This is a genomic window from Actinomadura sp. WMMA1423 (assembly GCF_006547145.1).
In the GTDB taxonomy this organism is placed as follows: Bacteria; Actinomycetota; Actinomycetes; order Streptosporangiales; family Streptosporangiaceae; genus Spirillospora.
Window position 1 is genome coordinate 2,690,635 of sequence record NZ_CP041244.1, and the last position, 13,472, is coordinate 2,704,106.

Here is a 13,472-nt window from a genome sequence, read left to right on the forward strand (position 1 = left end):
AACCAGGAAAACCCTCAAACCAGTGATCACTCTTCGGCCGTCCGACCTCGCCCGCGAGCACGGCATCTCGACGCAGGCGGTGCGCAACTACGAGCGGGACGGGTTCATCCCGCCCGCGGAGCGCACGCCCAGCGGCTACCGGATCTACACCGAGGCGCACGCCGCCGCGCTGCGCGCCTTCCTCGCCCTCGTCCCCGCGTTCGGGCACGCGGCCGGCGGCCGGATCATGAACGCGGTCAACGCCGGCGACCTCGACGACGCCCTGCTGGTCATCGACCGGGGCCACCACCAGGTGCTCCGCGACCGCGAGACCCTGGCCGCCGTGAGGAACGCGGTGAGCCACCTGCTGGCCGAGCCCGTCCCCGCCCCGGACCGCCCGGCGGCTCCCGCTCCCCGGACCATCGGCGAACTCGCGCACCGGCTCGGCGTCACCCCCGCCACGCTGCGCAACTGGGAAGGCGCCGGCATCCTCGCGCCGGCCCGCGACCCCGCCACCGGCTACCGCGTCTTCCAGGCGGGCGACGTCCGCGACGCCGAGCTCGCCCACCTCCTCAGGCGCGGCGGCTACCCGCTGGACCACATCGCGGCCGTGGTCCGGCAGGTCCGGACGGCGGGCGGCACCGAACCGCTGGCCGAGGCCCTGGAGGACTGGCGCCGCAGGCTCACCGCGCGGGGTCTCGCGATGCTGGACGCGTCGGCTCTGCTGAGCCATTACCTGGACGTGCTCGACCGCGCCAGGGGGCGAAGGGATCCAGAATGATCAGGATCTGCAGCAGCACGGCTCCGAGCGCGAGGCTGAACAGGCAGTCGGTGAGCCAGTGCTTGTCGACCACCGTGAGCGCCACCGCCGTGATCACCCCCGTCGCCACCGCGATGTCGCGTCGGCGCCGCGGCGACAGCGCCGCGGCGGACCGGGGGAAGGCGACGACCACCAGTTCGAGGATGATCCAGATGAGCACGAACCCGTTCAGGGTGTGGCCGGACGGGTAGGCGTCGCCGCGGGTGAACAGCACATCGGTCCCGCTGATGGGGAACGTCCGGGGAATCGCCGCCTTCAGCAGCAGTTGCAGCCCCGACAGGACACCCACGATCAGCACGCTCACCAGCGGATACCGCAGGGAGCGGCCCCGTATCGCGGCGATGACCGCGAGCGGGACGATGACCCTCGCCAGGTAGCCGCGCTGGCCGAGCGCCGCGAAGGCGTCCACCGCCGTCAGCCGCCGGCCCCTGATGTGGGCGTCGCTCCACTCGTGGACGATCCAGTCGAGGTGGCGGAGCGGACCGTCGAGCAGGACGTCCAGGGTGACGGCCGCCATGACCGCCACCAGCAGCGCGTACCAGCTCCTGGACCCCCACCTCACGGCCGGAGCATTCCCCGGCACGCACCGCAACCACCTCATCGAGACGTCACGATCACACGCCAGGCCCCGGCATGGAACCGAGCATGCACAGAGGAAAGCAGGCGTACGAAGAGGAAGAATGACACGCAGAAGTACGCCTGGAGAAGCGTTGGTACCCCCGAGCGGATTCGAACCGCCGTTACCGCCTTGAGAGGGCGGCGTCCTAGGCCACTAGACGACGGGGGCCGGACTCTGACCCTTCGCGATCTCCCGCGCGGGCCTCGCCCAGCTTACCGGACCCCGCACCCCACCTCGACCCGCTTTCCCCCCGAATCCTCCGCCCACCCCACGCCGAACCCGGCACGAAGGCGGACGGTGAAGGTGGAGCGAGCGGAGACGCACCAGGCCGACGCTGCTTTCCCAGATGATCGAAGATGCGCGACCGCATCAACCACGAAAGACCCGAAATAACCGTCACACTCAAAGAAACTGCGGAGGACCGAAGAAACCCTCTTGGACTTCGCAGATGAAACCCTCTACACGTACGCCCCAGCCACAGTGAGGGCGAAGCCCGAACACCGGGGGTTCCAGGGGGTCGCCCCCCTAGAAGACACTGCGGGCCTTGGCGAAGATTCCCGAAGGACATCGAGCAGGGATGCCCGCCACGGGGGTTCCAGGGGGTCGCCCCCTGGGAGACACTGCGGGCCCCGGCGAAGTTGGGCCGAAGGCCCAACGAGCAGGGAAGCCCGCCACGTACCCCCGAGCGGATTCGAACCGCCGTTACCGCCTTGAGAGGGCGGCGTCCTAGGCCACTAGACGACGGGGGCGTGTGTCCGCCTGGGCGGACGCAGCTGGGGTACCAGGACTCGAACCTAGACTAAGTGAACCAGAATCACTCGTGCTGCCGATTACACCATACCCCAGTGAGGTACGGGCTTCCGAGCCGTTTCCGGCTGGTCGCTCGCGCCTCGAAGAGAATACAGGACAGCGGGGGTACGACCAAAACGATTGGGCCGGTCGGGGCTCAGCGTGTGAAGTCGGGCGGCCCGATGTGCTCGCGGCCCCACGCGACGAGGGGGCGGAGGCGGCGCCAGGACGCGCGGACCCGGGCGAGGACCTCGCCGGGTTCGGACATCCACGGGTCGGCGGGCCAGCCCTCGCGGGCGTAGAGGGAGCGGTGGCGCAGGAGGTCCAGCCGGGGGTGCTCGGGGTCCGTCCCCCGCGGGCGGGTCTTGAGGCGGTCGCCTGCGATCTCCATCCCGGCGGCGCGGAGGTCGTCCACGATGGCCTCCAGCTCCGTGCCGTACGTCTCGGAGGCCACGGCTTCGCGGTAGCGGCGGAGCTGCTCGGGGGTGGGCGCGTACATGCCGCCCGCGACCATGAGCCCGTCGGCGTCGACCTGGATGTAGGAGCCCTCGCTGGTGTGGCCGCCCTGATGCGTCTTGTACGGCGACTTGTCCTTGCTGAACCGGACGTCGCGGTACGGGCGGAAGAGCTTGACCGCGCCGAACTCGTCTTCGAGTTCGGCGCACAGCTCGGCCAAGGGGGCGCGGACGTGGCGCTCGTAGGCGCCCTTGTGCGACGTCCAGTACGTCTTGCTGTTGTCGGCCTGCAAGCCTTCGTAGAAGGCGAAGGCCTCGTCGCCGAAGCCGGTGAACACCTGCGCTCCTCAGTCGCGGGCGACGACGCGGTTGGTGAGGCTGCCGATGTTCTCGATGGTGACGGTGACCTCGTCCCCGATCTCCAGCGGGCCGACGCCGGCCGGTGTGCCGGTCAGGATGACGTCGCCGGGCAGCAGCGTCATGACCTGGCTGACGTACTCGACCAGCGCGGGGATGTCGTGCAGCAGCAGGGACGTGCGGGCGTCCTGCCGGACCTCCCCGTTGACGGTCGTGGAGATCGCGAGGTCGGCGGGGTCGACCTCGGTCTCGATCCACGGTCCGATCGGGCAGAACGTGTCGAAGCCCTTGGCCCGCGTCCACTGCCCGTCCTTCGCCTGGAGGTCGCGGGCGGTGACGTCGTTGGCGCAGGTGTAGCCGAGGATGACCTCGGCGGCGCGGGACGCCGGCACTTCGCGGCACATCCGGCCGATGACGACGGCGAGCTCGCCCTCGTGGTCGACGCGCTCGGAGAGCTTCTGCGGGTAGGCGATCGCCTCCCCCGGGCCGATCACCGCCGTGGACGGCTTGGAGAACAGCACCGGCTCGGCGGGCGGCTCGTCCCCGCCCATCTCGCGGACGTGGTCGGCGTAGTTCTTCCCGATCGCGATGATCTTGCTGGGCAGGATCGGCGCGAGCAGCCGGACGTCGGTGAGCGGGAGGCGCTGCCCCGTGAAGGTCAGCTCACCGAACGGGTGGGCCGCGATGACGGCGACGGTGTTCTCCTCCACCACGCCGAAGGACATGCCCTCGTCGGTGGAGAACCTTGCGATACGCATGGTCAAGAGCCTAGTACGCCGGCAACGGCCAGCACGCCGGGCAGGCCCGGTACCGCGTTCGGGCCGGCACGCCGGGCAGGTCCGTACGCCCACCAGACCAGCACGGCCTCGGACCGGCGGGCCGGCCGGGGGGCCGGACTGCCGGTCAGGTCAGTGCGCCCGCCGGACAGGCCGCCGGCCGGGCCGATCGCCGATCAGAAGCCGCAGGCCCTGCCGTTCAGTTGGCAGGACCTCGGGGTGGCCGCCCGTCCGGCCGCGCCGAACTGGATGTCCCATGTCTCGCCGGGCTGGATGGCGCGGGCGCCGTCCAGGTTCCTGACCTCGACGGTGGAGCCGCCGTGCACGAGCCGCGCGCCCCAGATGTTCTTCACGTCCGCACCCGGGGCCTTGAACGTCAGCTTCCATGCCTTCATGGGCTTCTTGGTGCGGTTCGTGATGACCATCTTGCCCTCGAAGTACCCCTGGTCCTGCTGGACGAGCTGGTACGTGATGCCCTTGCCCTGCACCAGAGGCCCGATCGGAGCGGTGGTCGCCGGGGGCGGTACGCCGGGCTGCCCGCCCGGCTGCGGCGCCCCGGGCTGCTGCCCCCCGGGCTGCTGCGTCGGGACCCCGGACTGCGGGGGCGTCGCGGGCGTGCCGCCGGGCGTGGGCGCGCCGGGGGACGCGGGTCCCGCGCCGTTACCGGGCGCCGGAGTGCTCGCCGTCGGGGACGCCTGAGCGGACTTGCCCCCCGGCTCGGAGCCGCCGCCGAGCATCAGCGCGACGGCGCCGGCCAGAACGAGGGCCACCACCAAGGCGATCGGCAGGATGAGGAGCATCGGCCGCCGCGAGCGGGACGGCGGCGGCCCCGATGGGACGGGCGCCGCCTGGTGGTGCGGGGCGGGCATCGCGTTCTGGGCGGGAGGCGGCGCCACGGGCATCGCGTAGGCCGGCGCCGGGCCGTTCGCCGCGGGGTTCGCCGTCTGCGCCTCAGAAGAGAAGCGCTCCGTCCACGGCGCCTCGGCGGGCATGGGGGCGGCCGCCTGCACGGGCGGTGCCGGAGCGGGCGGTGCCGGGGCGGGCGGGGCCTGCTCCGGCATGGGCCTCGGCTCCGGAACGCGCTCCTGGTAAGGAGTGGGCGGCGGAGCGTACGGCGGCGCGGGATTCGCGCCGTGCTGGAAGGCCGCAGGCGGCGGCGCCGGAGCGGGGGCGGCGGGCTCCTCCATGGGAATGTCGGCGAAGGTGGCCGGTGGCTGGAAGACGGTCACGTCCAACTCGTCCACGGTGTCCGCGGGCGGCTGCTTCTGGGCGGGGGCGACCGGGCCGTCCCGCAGCGTCACGTCGAAGTCGTCTTCCGGTTCGTCCGTCGGACCGTCCTGGTACGTCGTCTCGAGGTCGTCCTCGGGGTCGTCGGACGGAAGGTCGTGGAACGCCACACCGTCCGCCTGCGGGACGTCATAGGTCGTGACGTCCCCGTCGAAGAGGTCGTCCACCAGGTCGTCGGCGACGGGCGGCTCGGCCGCGGGCCCCGGCAGCACCGGCATCGCGGGCGCCGCGGGCTCCGCGGGCTTCCTGAACTCAGCGGTCGTCTTGTGGTCAGGGGGCACGTACCCGGAGTCCTCACCGCTCAACTCGTCCACCTTCCACTGACGCCGATCCTATGGAGTCCGACGACCGGCGCGACGAATCGGTTCGCCACCGGCCCCTGAAGGAGTCAGCCGGTGTGGACCGGTTCGAGTCCGCGGCGCGCGGCCTGCCGCATCTGCCGGTCGAGCGTAGCGGTGATCAGCTCGATCGCGTCGGGAGTGGTGGCGTCCTGCGCGCCGCTGAGCCACCGGGCCGCCTCCGCCAGGAGCTCGTCGGCCGCGTGGTCGGCGCCGGCGTCGGCCATCCGCCCGAGGACGGCGCCGAGGCGCAGCGCGGCGTCGGCGCTGCCGGACTCGGCGGCCCGCCGGTACCACTCGGCGGCCAGCTCCAGGTGGCCCTCGCGCTCGTAGGTCTCCCCCAGGCCGAAGGCCACGTCCGCCCAGGTCCCGTCCGTAGGACGCCCAAGGTCCTCGGGGCTCCAGGGTCGGACAGGCATACGATCACTCCGGCAGGTCGGGTCACAGGACGGCGGGTCGGGGAAGACGGCGTCTTCTCAGGAACACCGTTCAAGGGGACACGGCGTTCATAGAAACACAGCGTCTTCCAGGCGCTCGGCGTCACAGGGACACAGCTTCACAGGGACACGGCGTCAGTTCAAACACGGCACGCCAGTACCGCGCACGTGCCGTGCCACTCCTATGGTGGATCCTTCAACTGAAATCCGCCACCGGTTTCGTCGATTTGGCGGACTTTCTGCGCAAATGCCCCGATGCTCATGCAAAGGTACTCGTTCTTTCGAACGAGCGAGGCCCCGGCTTATCTCCGCGAGCACCGCGACGACACCGCTACCGCACCAGGTCCTGGTAGTCCGGGTGCTTGCCGATCCACTTCTTGATGAACGGGCACACCGGGACGACCGACAGGCCCTTGGAGCGGACGTCGTCCAAGGCGCCCTGGGCCAGCGAGCTCCCCACGCCCTTGCCCCCGAACGCGGGGTCGACCTCGGTATGGGTGAAGACGACGGCGCCCTCGCCCCGCTCGTACTCGGCGAACCCGGCGAGGTCGCCGTCCAGCCTGATCTCGTAGCGGCTCTGCTCGGCGTTGTCGGTGATCTCAGTGCTCATGCTCCGATAATGCCCGCGGCCGCGCGGAGATTCCCGTCAGCCCGCCTCGTAGCCGGCGCGGAGCAGGCAGTAGGTGACGGCCTCCTCGAGCGCCTGCCAGGACGCGGCGATGACGTTGTCCTCGACACCGACGGTGCCCCACTCGCGCTCGCCGTCGCTGGACTCGACCAGGACCCGGGTCCGCGCGTCGGTGCCGTGCGCGCCCTCCAGGATGCGGACCTTGTAGTCGACCAGCTCCAGCCGCGCCAGCTCCGGGTAGAGGCGGCCCAGTGCGATCCGCAGCGCGTTGTCGAGGGCGTTGACCGGCCCGTTCCCCTCGCCGGTCGCGATGATCCGCTCGCCCTTGGCGTGCAGCTTGACGGTGGCCTCGCTGATCATGGACCCGTCCGGGCGGCGCTCGACGATCGACCGCCACGACTCGACCTCGAAGTGCCGCTGCCGGACGCCGGTCAGCTCCTCGCGCAGCAGCAGCTCGAACGAGGCGTCCGCGGCCTCGAAGGTGTAGCCGGTGGACTCCAGCTCCTTCACCGTGTCCACGACGGCCTTGGCCTTCTCCCCCGACAGGTCGTAGCCGAGCTCGCGGCCCTTCAGCTCGACGGAGGCGCGCCCGGCCATGCTGGACACCAGCATCCGCATGTCGTTGCCGACGGCGGCCGGGTCGATGTGCTGGTACAGGTCGGGGTCGATCTTGACGGCGGACGCGTGCAGCCCGGCCTTGTGCGCGAACGCGGACACGCCCACGTACGGCTGCTGCGAGCTCGGCGCGACGTTGGTGACCTCGGAGACGGCGTGCGCGATCCGCGTCATCTCGGCGAGCTGGTCGCCGGAGACGAGGCTCATGCCGCGCTTGAGCTGCAGGTTCCCGACCACGGTGAACAGGTTGGCGTTGCCGCTGCGCTCGCCGTAGCCGTTCGCGCAGCCCTGGACGTGCGTCGCGCCCGCCTTGACGGCGGCGAGCGTGTTGGCGACCGCGCAGCCGGAGTCGTCGTGGCAGTGGATGCCGACGCGGACGCCGTGGCCGACGACCTCGTGCACGACCTCGGCCAGCTCGTCCGGCAGCATGCCGCCGTTGGTGTCGCAGAGCGCGACGACGTCGGCGCCGGCCTCGGCGGCGGTGCGGACGGCCTCCAGCGCGTAGGCGCGGTTGGCCTTGTAGCCGTCGAAGAAGTGCTCGGCGTCCAGGAAGACCCGCTGGCCCTCCGCACGCAGGTGGGAGACCGTGTCGCGGATCATCGCGAGGTTCTCCTCCAGGGTCGTGCGGAGGGCCAGTTCGACGTGCCTGTCGTGACTCTTGGCGACCAGGGTCACGACGGACGCGCCGGATTCGCGCAGAGCGGCGACCTGGGGGTCGTCGGCCGCCTTCACCCCGGCCCGGCGGGTCGCGCCGAACGCGGTGAGCCGCGCGTGCCTCAGGTCGAGCTCTGTTCGGGCCCGCCTGAAGAACTCGGTGTCCTTGGGGTTGGCGCCCGGCCAGCCGCCCTCGATGAAGCCGATGCCCAGGTCGTCCAGATGTCGCGCGATCGCGAGCTTGTCGGGCACGGAGAGGTTGAGCCCCTCCTGCTGCGAGCCGTCGCGCAGGGTGGTGTCGTAGACGTGGAACGCGTCGCCTTGCATGTGAGTAACCCCCAGGGGGATCACAGCGCCAGGGCACAAAAAAGACCCCTCACGGACGTGAGAGGTCTGCGCGCCGGCGGTGTCCCGTTAGCTGCCGGCGCGCCAGCCGATAATCACGAGGCTGTTGCGCATGATGCGCCCAGTCTGCCACACCGCCCACGGATCTGGGACATCCGTCTCACATTCCAAGACGGCGGCGCACGCCGCGAAGGGCGCGCACCGCCGCCGCACCGATCAGACGATCCTGTGGACCCAGCCGTACGGGTCGGGGCGGGTGCCGTACTGGATGCCGACCAGCTCCTGGCGCAGCCGCATCGAGACCTCTCCGGGCTCGCCGTCGCCGATCGTCCACTCCCGGTCGCGGCCCTTGACCCGGCCGACCGGGCTGATGATCGCGGCGGTGCCGCAGCCGAACACCTCGGTGATCTCGCCGGACCGGCAGCCCTCCTCCCACTCGTCGATGCTGATCTTGCCCTCCTCGGTGGGGATGCCGAGGTCGGGCGCCAGCTTGAGCATCGAGTCGCGGGTGACGCCGGCGAGCAGGGTCCCGGTGAGCGCGGGGGTGAGCAGCCTCGCCCGAGCGCCGGAGCCGTAGACGAACATGAGGTTCATCGAGCCGACCTCCTCGACCCAGCGGTGCTCCACCGCGTCGAGCCAGACGACCTGGTCGCAGCCCTGCGCGACGGCCTCGGCCTGACCGGCGAAGGACGCGGCGTAGTTGCCGCCGAACTTGGCCTCCCCGGTGCCGCCGGGCGCCGCGCGGGTGTAGTCCTGCGAGAGCCACACCGAGACCGGCTTGATGCCGCGCGGGTAGTAGAGGCCGGACGGGGACGCGATGACCATGAAGAGGAACTCGTTCGCCGGGCTGTTGACGCCGAGCGCGCGGGTGGTGGCGAACATGAAGGGGCGCAGGTAGAGGCTGTGGCCCTCGGTGCCCGGCACCCACTCCTTGTCGGTGCCGACGAGCAGCTCGACCGCGTCCACGAACAGCTGCTCGGGGATCTCCGGCATCGCCATCCGCCTGGCGGACCGGTTCATCCGCGCCGCGTTCATGTGCGGCCGGAAGGTGACGACTGAGCCGTCCGGCTGCTTGTAGGCCTTGAGACCCTCGAAGAGCTCCTGGGCGTAGTGGAAGACCTGCGAGGCCGGATCCATCGGGATGGGCCCGTAGGGTTCGAGCTTCGCCTCGTGCCAGCCGCGCTCGGCCGAGTAGCGGATCGTGACCATGTGGTCGGTGAAGTACCGGCCGAAGCCGGGATCGGCCAGGATCCGCGCCCGTTCGTCGGCGCTCGCGGGCCGCTCGGTGCGGGTGATCTCGAATTCCAGGGTCTCGCTCATCGCGGTTCGTCCTCTCGCGGATCGCCCAGGCGGCCCCATCGCCGCATCGGCTTCCTAGTCCCCATTGTCCTACTTCGTCTAGACCTGCTCCTCCATGCGGCGCCACCCGGGCTGGACATGCGAAAAACCGGGCGCGCCGCGAGGGCACGCCCGGTCCGGCCGGAGGCGGCGTGCCCCTAGCCGGATACTCGCTTGGCGATCGCGTCGCCGATCTGGGACGTGGACCGGGCGCCCAGCGCGGCGCGCTCGGCCAGGTCGTCCGAGACGGCCTGCTCGACGCGGCGGGCGGCGTCGCCCTCGCCGACGTGGTCGAGCAGCATGGCGACCGACAGGATCGTGGCGGTCGGGTCGGCCTTGCCCTGACCGGCGATGTCGGGGGCGCTGCCGTGCACCGGCTCGAACATCGACGGCGCGGTGCGGTCGGGGTTGACGTTCCCGGACGCCGCGAGCCCGATGCCGCCCGCGATCGCGGCGCCGATGTCGGTGATGATGTCGCCGAACAGGTTGTCGGTGACGACGACGTCGAACCGCCGCGGCTGGCTCACGAAGAACATCGTGGCGGCGTCGACATGGCAGTAGTCGGTGCTGACCTGCGGGTACTCCTCGGCGACCCGCTTCAGGGTCCGCTGGTAGAGGTCTCCGGCGAAGGTGAGCACGTTGTCCTTGTGGACGAGCGTGAGCTTCTTCCGCGGCCGCGACGCCGCGACCTCGAACGCGTAGCGGACGACCCGCTCGACGCCGTAGGCCGTGTTGACGCTCTCCTGCGTGGCGACCTCGTGCGGGGTGCCCTTGCGCAGGACTCCCCCGACGCCCGCGTACGGCCCCTCGGTGCCCTCCCGCACGACGACCATGTCGATGTCGTCCGGGGTGGCGCCGGCCAGCGGCGTGGCGACGCCCGGGAACAGCTTCACCGGGCGCAGGTTGACGTAGTGGTCGAGCTCGAACCGGGTCCGCAGCAGCAGCCCGCGCTCCAGCGTCCCGCTGGGCACGCTCGGGTCGCCGACGGCGCCGAGCAGGATGACCTCCTGCTCGCGCAGCTCGGCCAGGACCGAGTCGGGCAGCGCCTCCCCCGTGCGGTGCCAGCGGGCGGCGCCCAGGTCGTAGGAGGTCTGCTCGAAAGTGAGGTCGCCGGACACCGCGTCGAGGACCTTCAGCCCCTCGGCGACCACCTCGGGGCCGATCCCGTCACCCGGGATGACGGCCAGACGAATGCTGCGCGAAGCCATGCGCGCACTCTACTGCAAACGTCTCAGTGCTTGGGCTCTCGTCTCACATCTCGGGCAATCCTCGCGCGAGCCCACAATCCCCGCACAAGCCGCCCCCGGGGACGCGGTAGTACAGGCAGCAGTTGTTCCGGACGTACCCGCGCGGGCCGAAGGACCCCATCCCGGCGAGCGGCTCACGCGCGAGCAGCCCTCGCACGATCTCGGCCCGTCCGGGATCGGGCGGCCCGACGTTCAGGCTCCCGGCCAGGGCGGACGCCGCGTTGCCCCAGACCAGGCCGTCCGCGAGCTTGACGAAGCCGAGCATCGCGTCCCGCAACGGCCGGAGCACCCCGTCCACGACCATGGGGTGGAGGATCTCGACGGCCTCGCCCGCGTCCTCCACACGCCACCCCTGGACCTCGGCGAGCCCGACCGTGATCGGCTCGCCGGGCGCCCACCGCCACCGCGACCCCGACAGATCAGGAACGACCCCGAGGGCCGCCGCCGCCACGACCGGCGACCAGACCCGCGCCGCAAGCCCCTGGAAGAGCAGCGAGGCGGCCACCCGCGCCTCACCCGTCCCGAGCCGTCCGGCATAGTCCCGGACGGCCTCCCGCAACCGCCCCGCGCCACCGGGGAACGAGCTCCAAGCGGGACCGTCCGGCACGCCCTCGGTGACGAGCTCGAAGAACGGCCCGAGCTCCGCGACGCGCCGCAGGGCGCCCCGCACCTCACCGCCTCCGGCCTCGTCCGCCACTCCCCCAGTCTCGCATCGCCGTCCCGCCTCCTCACCGACCGGCGGGTCGGCCGTCGCCGGCGGTCCGGCGGGCCCCGCGCACCAGGGCGCCGATGTCGCCGACGCGGTCGAAGTGCTGAAGCTTGTCGGGGTTGACGATGGAGTGGATCGTCTGGACCCGGCCGTCGGCGATCTCCAGCCCCATCACCCCGACCAGCCGGTCCCGGCGGTCGAACGCCAGGGCGCCCGGCCCGCCGTTGACCCCGGTGACCTGGAAGCGCAGGCCGCCGGCACGGGCCAGCACGGGCGCCACCGCCGCCAGGACGTGCGCCACGCGCCGCCGCCCGTTGAGCGGCCGTCCCAGCGCGGGCACCTTGCCGCCCCCGTCGCCGTGCAGCGCCACGTCCTGCGCCAGAAGCTCCTCCAGGGCGCGGAGGTCTCCCTGCTCGACGGCGGCGAAGAACCGCTGGGCCAGCCGTCGTTGCTGCCGCCGAGAGGCGTGGTAGCGCGGCCGCTGTTCCTGGACGTGGCGGCGAGCCCGCGCCACGAGGTGGCGCGTGCTGTCCACGTCGGTGCCAATGATCTCGGCGACCTCGCCATAGGGGTACTGGAACACCTCCCGCAGCAGGAACGCGGCCCTCTGCTGCGGTGTCAGGCTCTCCAGCAGCACCAGGAAGGCCAGCGACAGAGAGTCGGCGGTCTCCGCCTGCTCGGCCGGGGACGGATCGCCGGCCAGCGGCTCCGGCAGCCATTCGCCGACGTACTGCTCCCGGCGTGCCCGCGCGGAGCGCAACTGGTCGATGGCCAGCCGGGTGACCACTGTGGCGATGTACGCCCGCGGCGACAGGATCCGCTCGTCGCCCTGCATGGTCTGGTGCAGCCGCAGGAACGCCTCCTGCACCACGTCCTCGGCTTCGCCGACGCTGCCGAGCATCCGGTACGCGATGGCGAACGCCCGCGGTCGCAGCTCGTCGTACAGGTCGGTGGTGGACAAGCCGCCCTACCTCAGCCCGTCGGCGAAACCCGTACGCCACGTGGGGTACCGCGGCGTCCAGCCCAGTTCGCGCTTGATCTTCTCGCTGGAGACCCCGCGGGCCCGCGTCATCAGCTCCACCGGCCCCTTGCCGGCCAGCAGGCGCACGGGCCAGGCGGGAACGCGGCGCGGCGGCGCGGCGCCGAGCGCGCGGGCCAGTTCCGGCAGCCAGTCGCGCACCGGCGCCGGATCGTCGTCGGCGACATGGTAGATCCCGGGCTTGCCGCGTTCGATGGCCGCGACCGTGGCGGACGCGGCATCGGTGATGTGCACCAGCGACCACACCCCTCCGCCGCCGCCGACGATCGGGAACCTCCGCTTGCCGATCTGCTCGGTCATCACGGCGTCCGGCGCGGCGCTGATGCCGGTCCCGGGGCCGTAGAAGCCACCGTAGCGGAGCGCGATCCCGTCGCCCCAGGTGATGCCGGTCACCGCCTCCTCCAGGTGACGCAGCGCGGCCACCGACCTCGCGACGTCCGCGGGAGGGTTCGGCTCGATCCGGCCTTTCTCGTCGGCGACCGGTCCGCCGGTGCGCTCCATCCACCCGGCGTTGCTCTGCGCCACGAACCTGCCGACGCCGGCGGCCCGCGCGGCCGCCAGCAGGTTGTCGGTGCCTTCGGTGCGCAGCCGGTCGGTGGCGGCCACCATCCGCTTGACATGCCGGAAGTTCATCGGACCGCTCAGCGCGGTCAGCTGATGGACGATCACATCGGGCTCGGCCCTGGCCACCGCGTCGGCCACCGATTCGGGGTCGAGCGCGTCGACGACCACCGGTTCGGCGCCCAGCGCTCGAAGGGCGTCGGTCTTGGCGGCCGAGCGGGTCGTACCGACCACCTCATGGCCGCGCGCCACCAGCTGGGGCACGAGATGCCCCCCGATCGCCCCCGACGCCCCGGCGATAAAGATCTTCATAACGTCTCCCGTCCACAGCGCTCATCAAGTCGCTCCAGAACAGAAGACGAAACGCCCCCACACCCCATGAACAGCAGTGACCCAGAACACATTGGATCAACTGACCCAAGGAGCACCCAAAAGGGCCGACATCACGCACTATCCACGTTCCGCCCGGCCAACGCCCT

At 71.5% G+C, this 13,472-nt stretch carries 13 protein-coding genes and 3 tRNA genes; 1 reads left to right on the forward strand and 15 read right to left on the reverse strand.

The window, feature by feature from the left end; all coding sequences use genetic code 11:
* The first annotated feature begins 22 nt into the window (after positions 1–22).
* Entirely contained in the window at positions 23–760 is a 738-nt protein-coding gene (locus tag FKD65_RS12505; RefSeq protein WP_141577664.1) for a TioE family transcriptional regulator, read from the forward strand.
* Here the strand turns inward: FKD65_RS12505 and FKD65_RS12510 are convergent.
* The 15 genes from FKD65_RS12510 to FKD65_RS12580 form a co-directional block, all read right to left on the reverse strand.
* On the reverse strand, positions 663–1,361 hold the full coding sequence (locus tag FKD65_RS12510; protein ID WP_168221019.1) for a phosphatase PAP2 family protein: 699 nt from the start codon (positions 1,359–1,361) through the stop codon (positions 663–665). The two genes, FKD65_RS12505 and FKD65_RS12510, sit on opposite strands and share 98 nt — an antisense overlap.
* A gap of 149 nt (positions 1,362–1,510) precedes the next feature.
* Positions 1,511–1,586: transfer RNA gene (locus FKD65_RS12515), tRNA-Glu, on the reverse strand.
* A 508-nt stretch (positions 1,587–2,094) separates the two neighbouring features.
* Positions 2,095–2,167, reverse strand: a tRNA-Glu gene (locus tag FKD65_RS12520).
* A gap of 24 nt (positions 2,168–2,191) precedes the next feature.
* Positions 2,192–2,263, reverse strand: a tRNA-Gln gene (locus FKD65_RS12525).
* Positions 2,264–2,364: 101 nt separating this feature from the next.
* The gene (locus tag FKD65_RS12530) at positions 2,365–3,000 is read right to left on the reverse strand and encodes a DUF2461 domain-containing protein (protein ID WP_141577666.1); all 636 of its coding nucleotides are present in this window, start codon (positions 2,998–3,000) and stop codon (positions 2,365–2,367) included.
* 9 nt (positions 3,001–3,009) lie between these two features.
* A complete protein-coding gene (locus FKD65_RS12535; RefSeq protein ID WP_141577667.1) occupies positions 3,010–3,777 on the reverse strand; it encodes a fumarylacetoacetate hydrolase family protein in 768 nt (255 codons plus the stop codon).
* A gap of 194 nt (positions 3,778–3,971) precedes the next feature.
* Positions 3,972–5,387 carry a cellulose binding domain-containing protein gene (locus tag FKD65_RS12540; protein ID WP_141577668.1) on the reverse strand — a complete coding sequence of 472 codons (1,416 nt, stop codon included), beginning with the start codon at positions 5,385–5,387 and terminating at the stop codon, positions 3,972–3,974.
* 83 nt (positions 5,388–5,470) lie between these two features.
* Positions 5,471–5,839 (reverse strand): tol-pal system YbgF family protein, encoded by a 369-nt coding sequence (locus FKD65_RS12545; RefSeq protein ID WP_141577669.1) that lies wholly within the window; start codon positions 5,837–5,839, stop codon positions 5,471–5,473.
* Positions 5,840–6,188: 349 nt separating this feature from the next.
* Positions 6,189–6,467 carry a GNAT family N-acetyltransferase gene (locus tag FKD65_RS12550; protein ID WP_141577670.1) on the reverse strand — a complete coding sequence of 93 codons (279 nt, stop codon included), beginning with the start codon at positions 6,465–6,467 and terminating at the stop codon, positions 6,189–6,191.
* Between the two features lie 36 nt (positions 6,468–6,503).
* Positions 6,504–8,081: a citramalate synthase gene (cimA, locus tag FKD65_RS12555; RefSeq protein WP_141577671.1), complete on the reverse strand. Its 1,578-nt coding sequence runs from the start codon at positions 8,079–8,081 to the stop codon at positions 6,504–6,506.
* Between the two features lie 234 nt (positions 8,082–8,315).
* Positions 8,316–9,419: a branched-chain amino acid aminotransferase gene (locus FKD65_RS12560; protein WP_141577672.1), complete on the reverse strand. Its 1,104-nt coding sequence runs from the start codon at positions 9,417–9,419 to the stop codon at positions 8,316–8,318.
* 176 nt (positions 9,420–9,595) lie between these two features.
* Positions 9,596–10,645, reverse strand: a complete 1,050-nt coding sequence (locus tag FKD65_RS12565) for a 3-isopropylmalate dehydrogenase (RefSeq protein ID WP_141577673.1) — start codon at positions 10,643–10,645, stop codon at positions 9,596–9,598.
* A gap of 43 nt (positions 10,646–10,688) precedes the next feature.
* On the reverse strand, positions 10,689–11,381 hold the full coding sequence (locus tag FKD65_RS12570; protein ID WP_141577674.1) for a (2Fe-2S)-binding protein: 693 nt from the start codon (positions 11,379–11,381) through the stop codon (positions 10,689–10,691).
* Between the two features lie 31 nt (positions 11,382–11,412).
* Entirely contained in the window at positions 11,413–12,354 is a 942-nt protein-coding gene (locus FKD65_RS12575) for an RNA polymerase sigma-70 factor (protein ID WP_141577675.1), read from the reverse strand.
* 6 nt (positions 12,355–12,360) lie between these two features.
* Entirely contained in the window at positions 12,361–13,305 is a 945-nt protein-coding gene (locus tag FKD65_RS12580) for an NAD(P)-dependent oxidoreductase (protein ID WP_141577676.1), read from the reverse strand.
* Between the last annotated feature and the right edge of the window lie 167 nt (positions 13,306–13,472).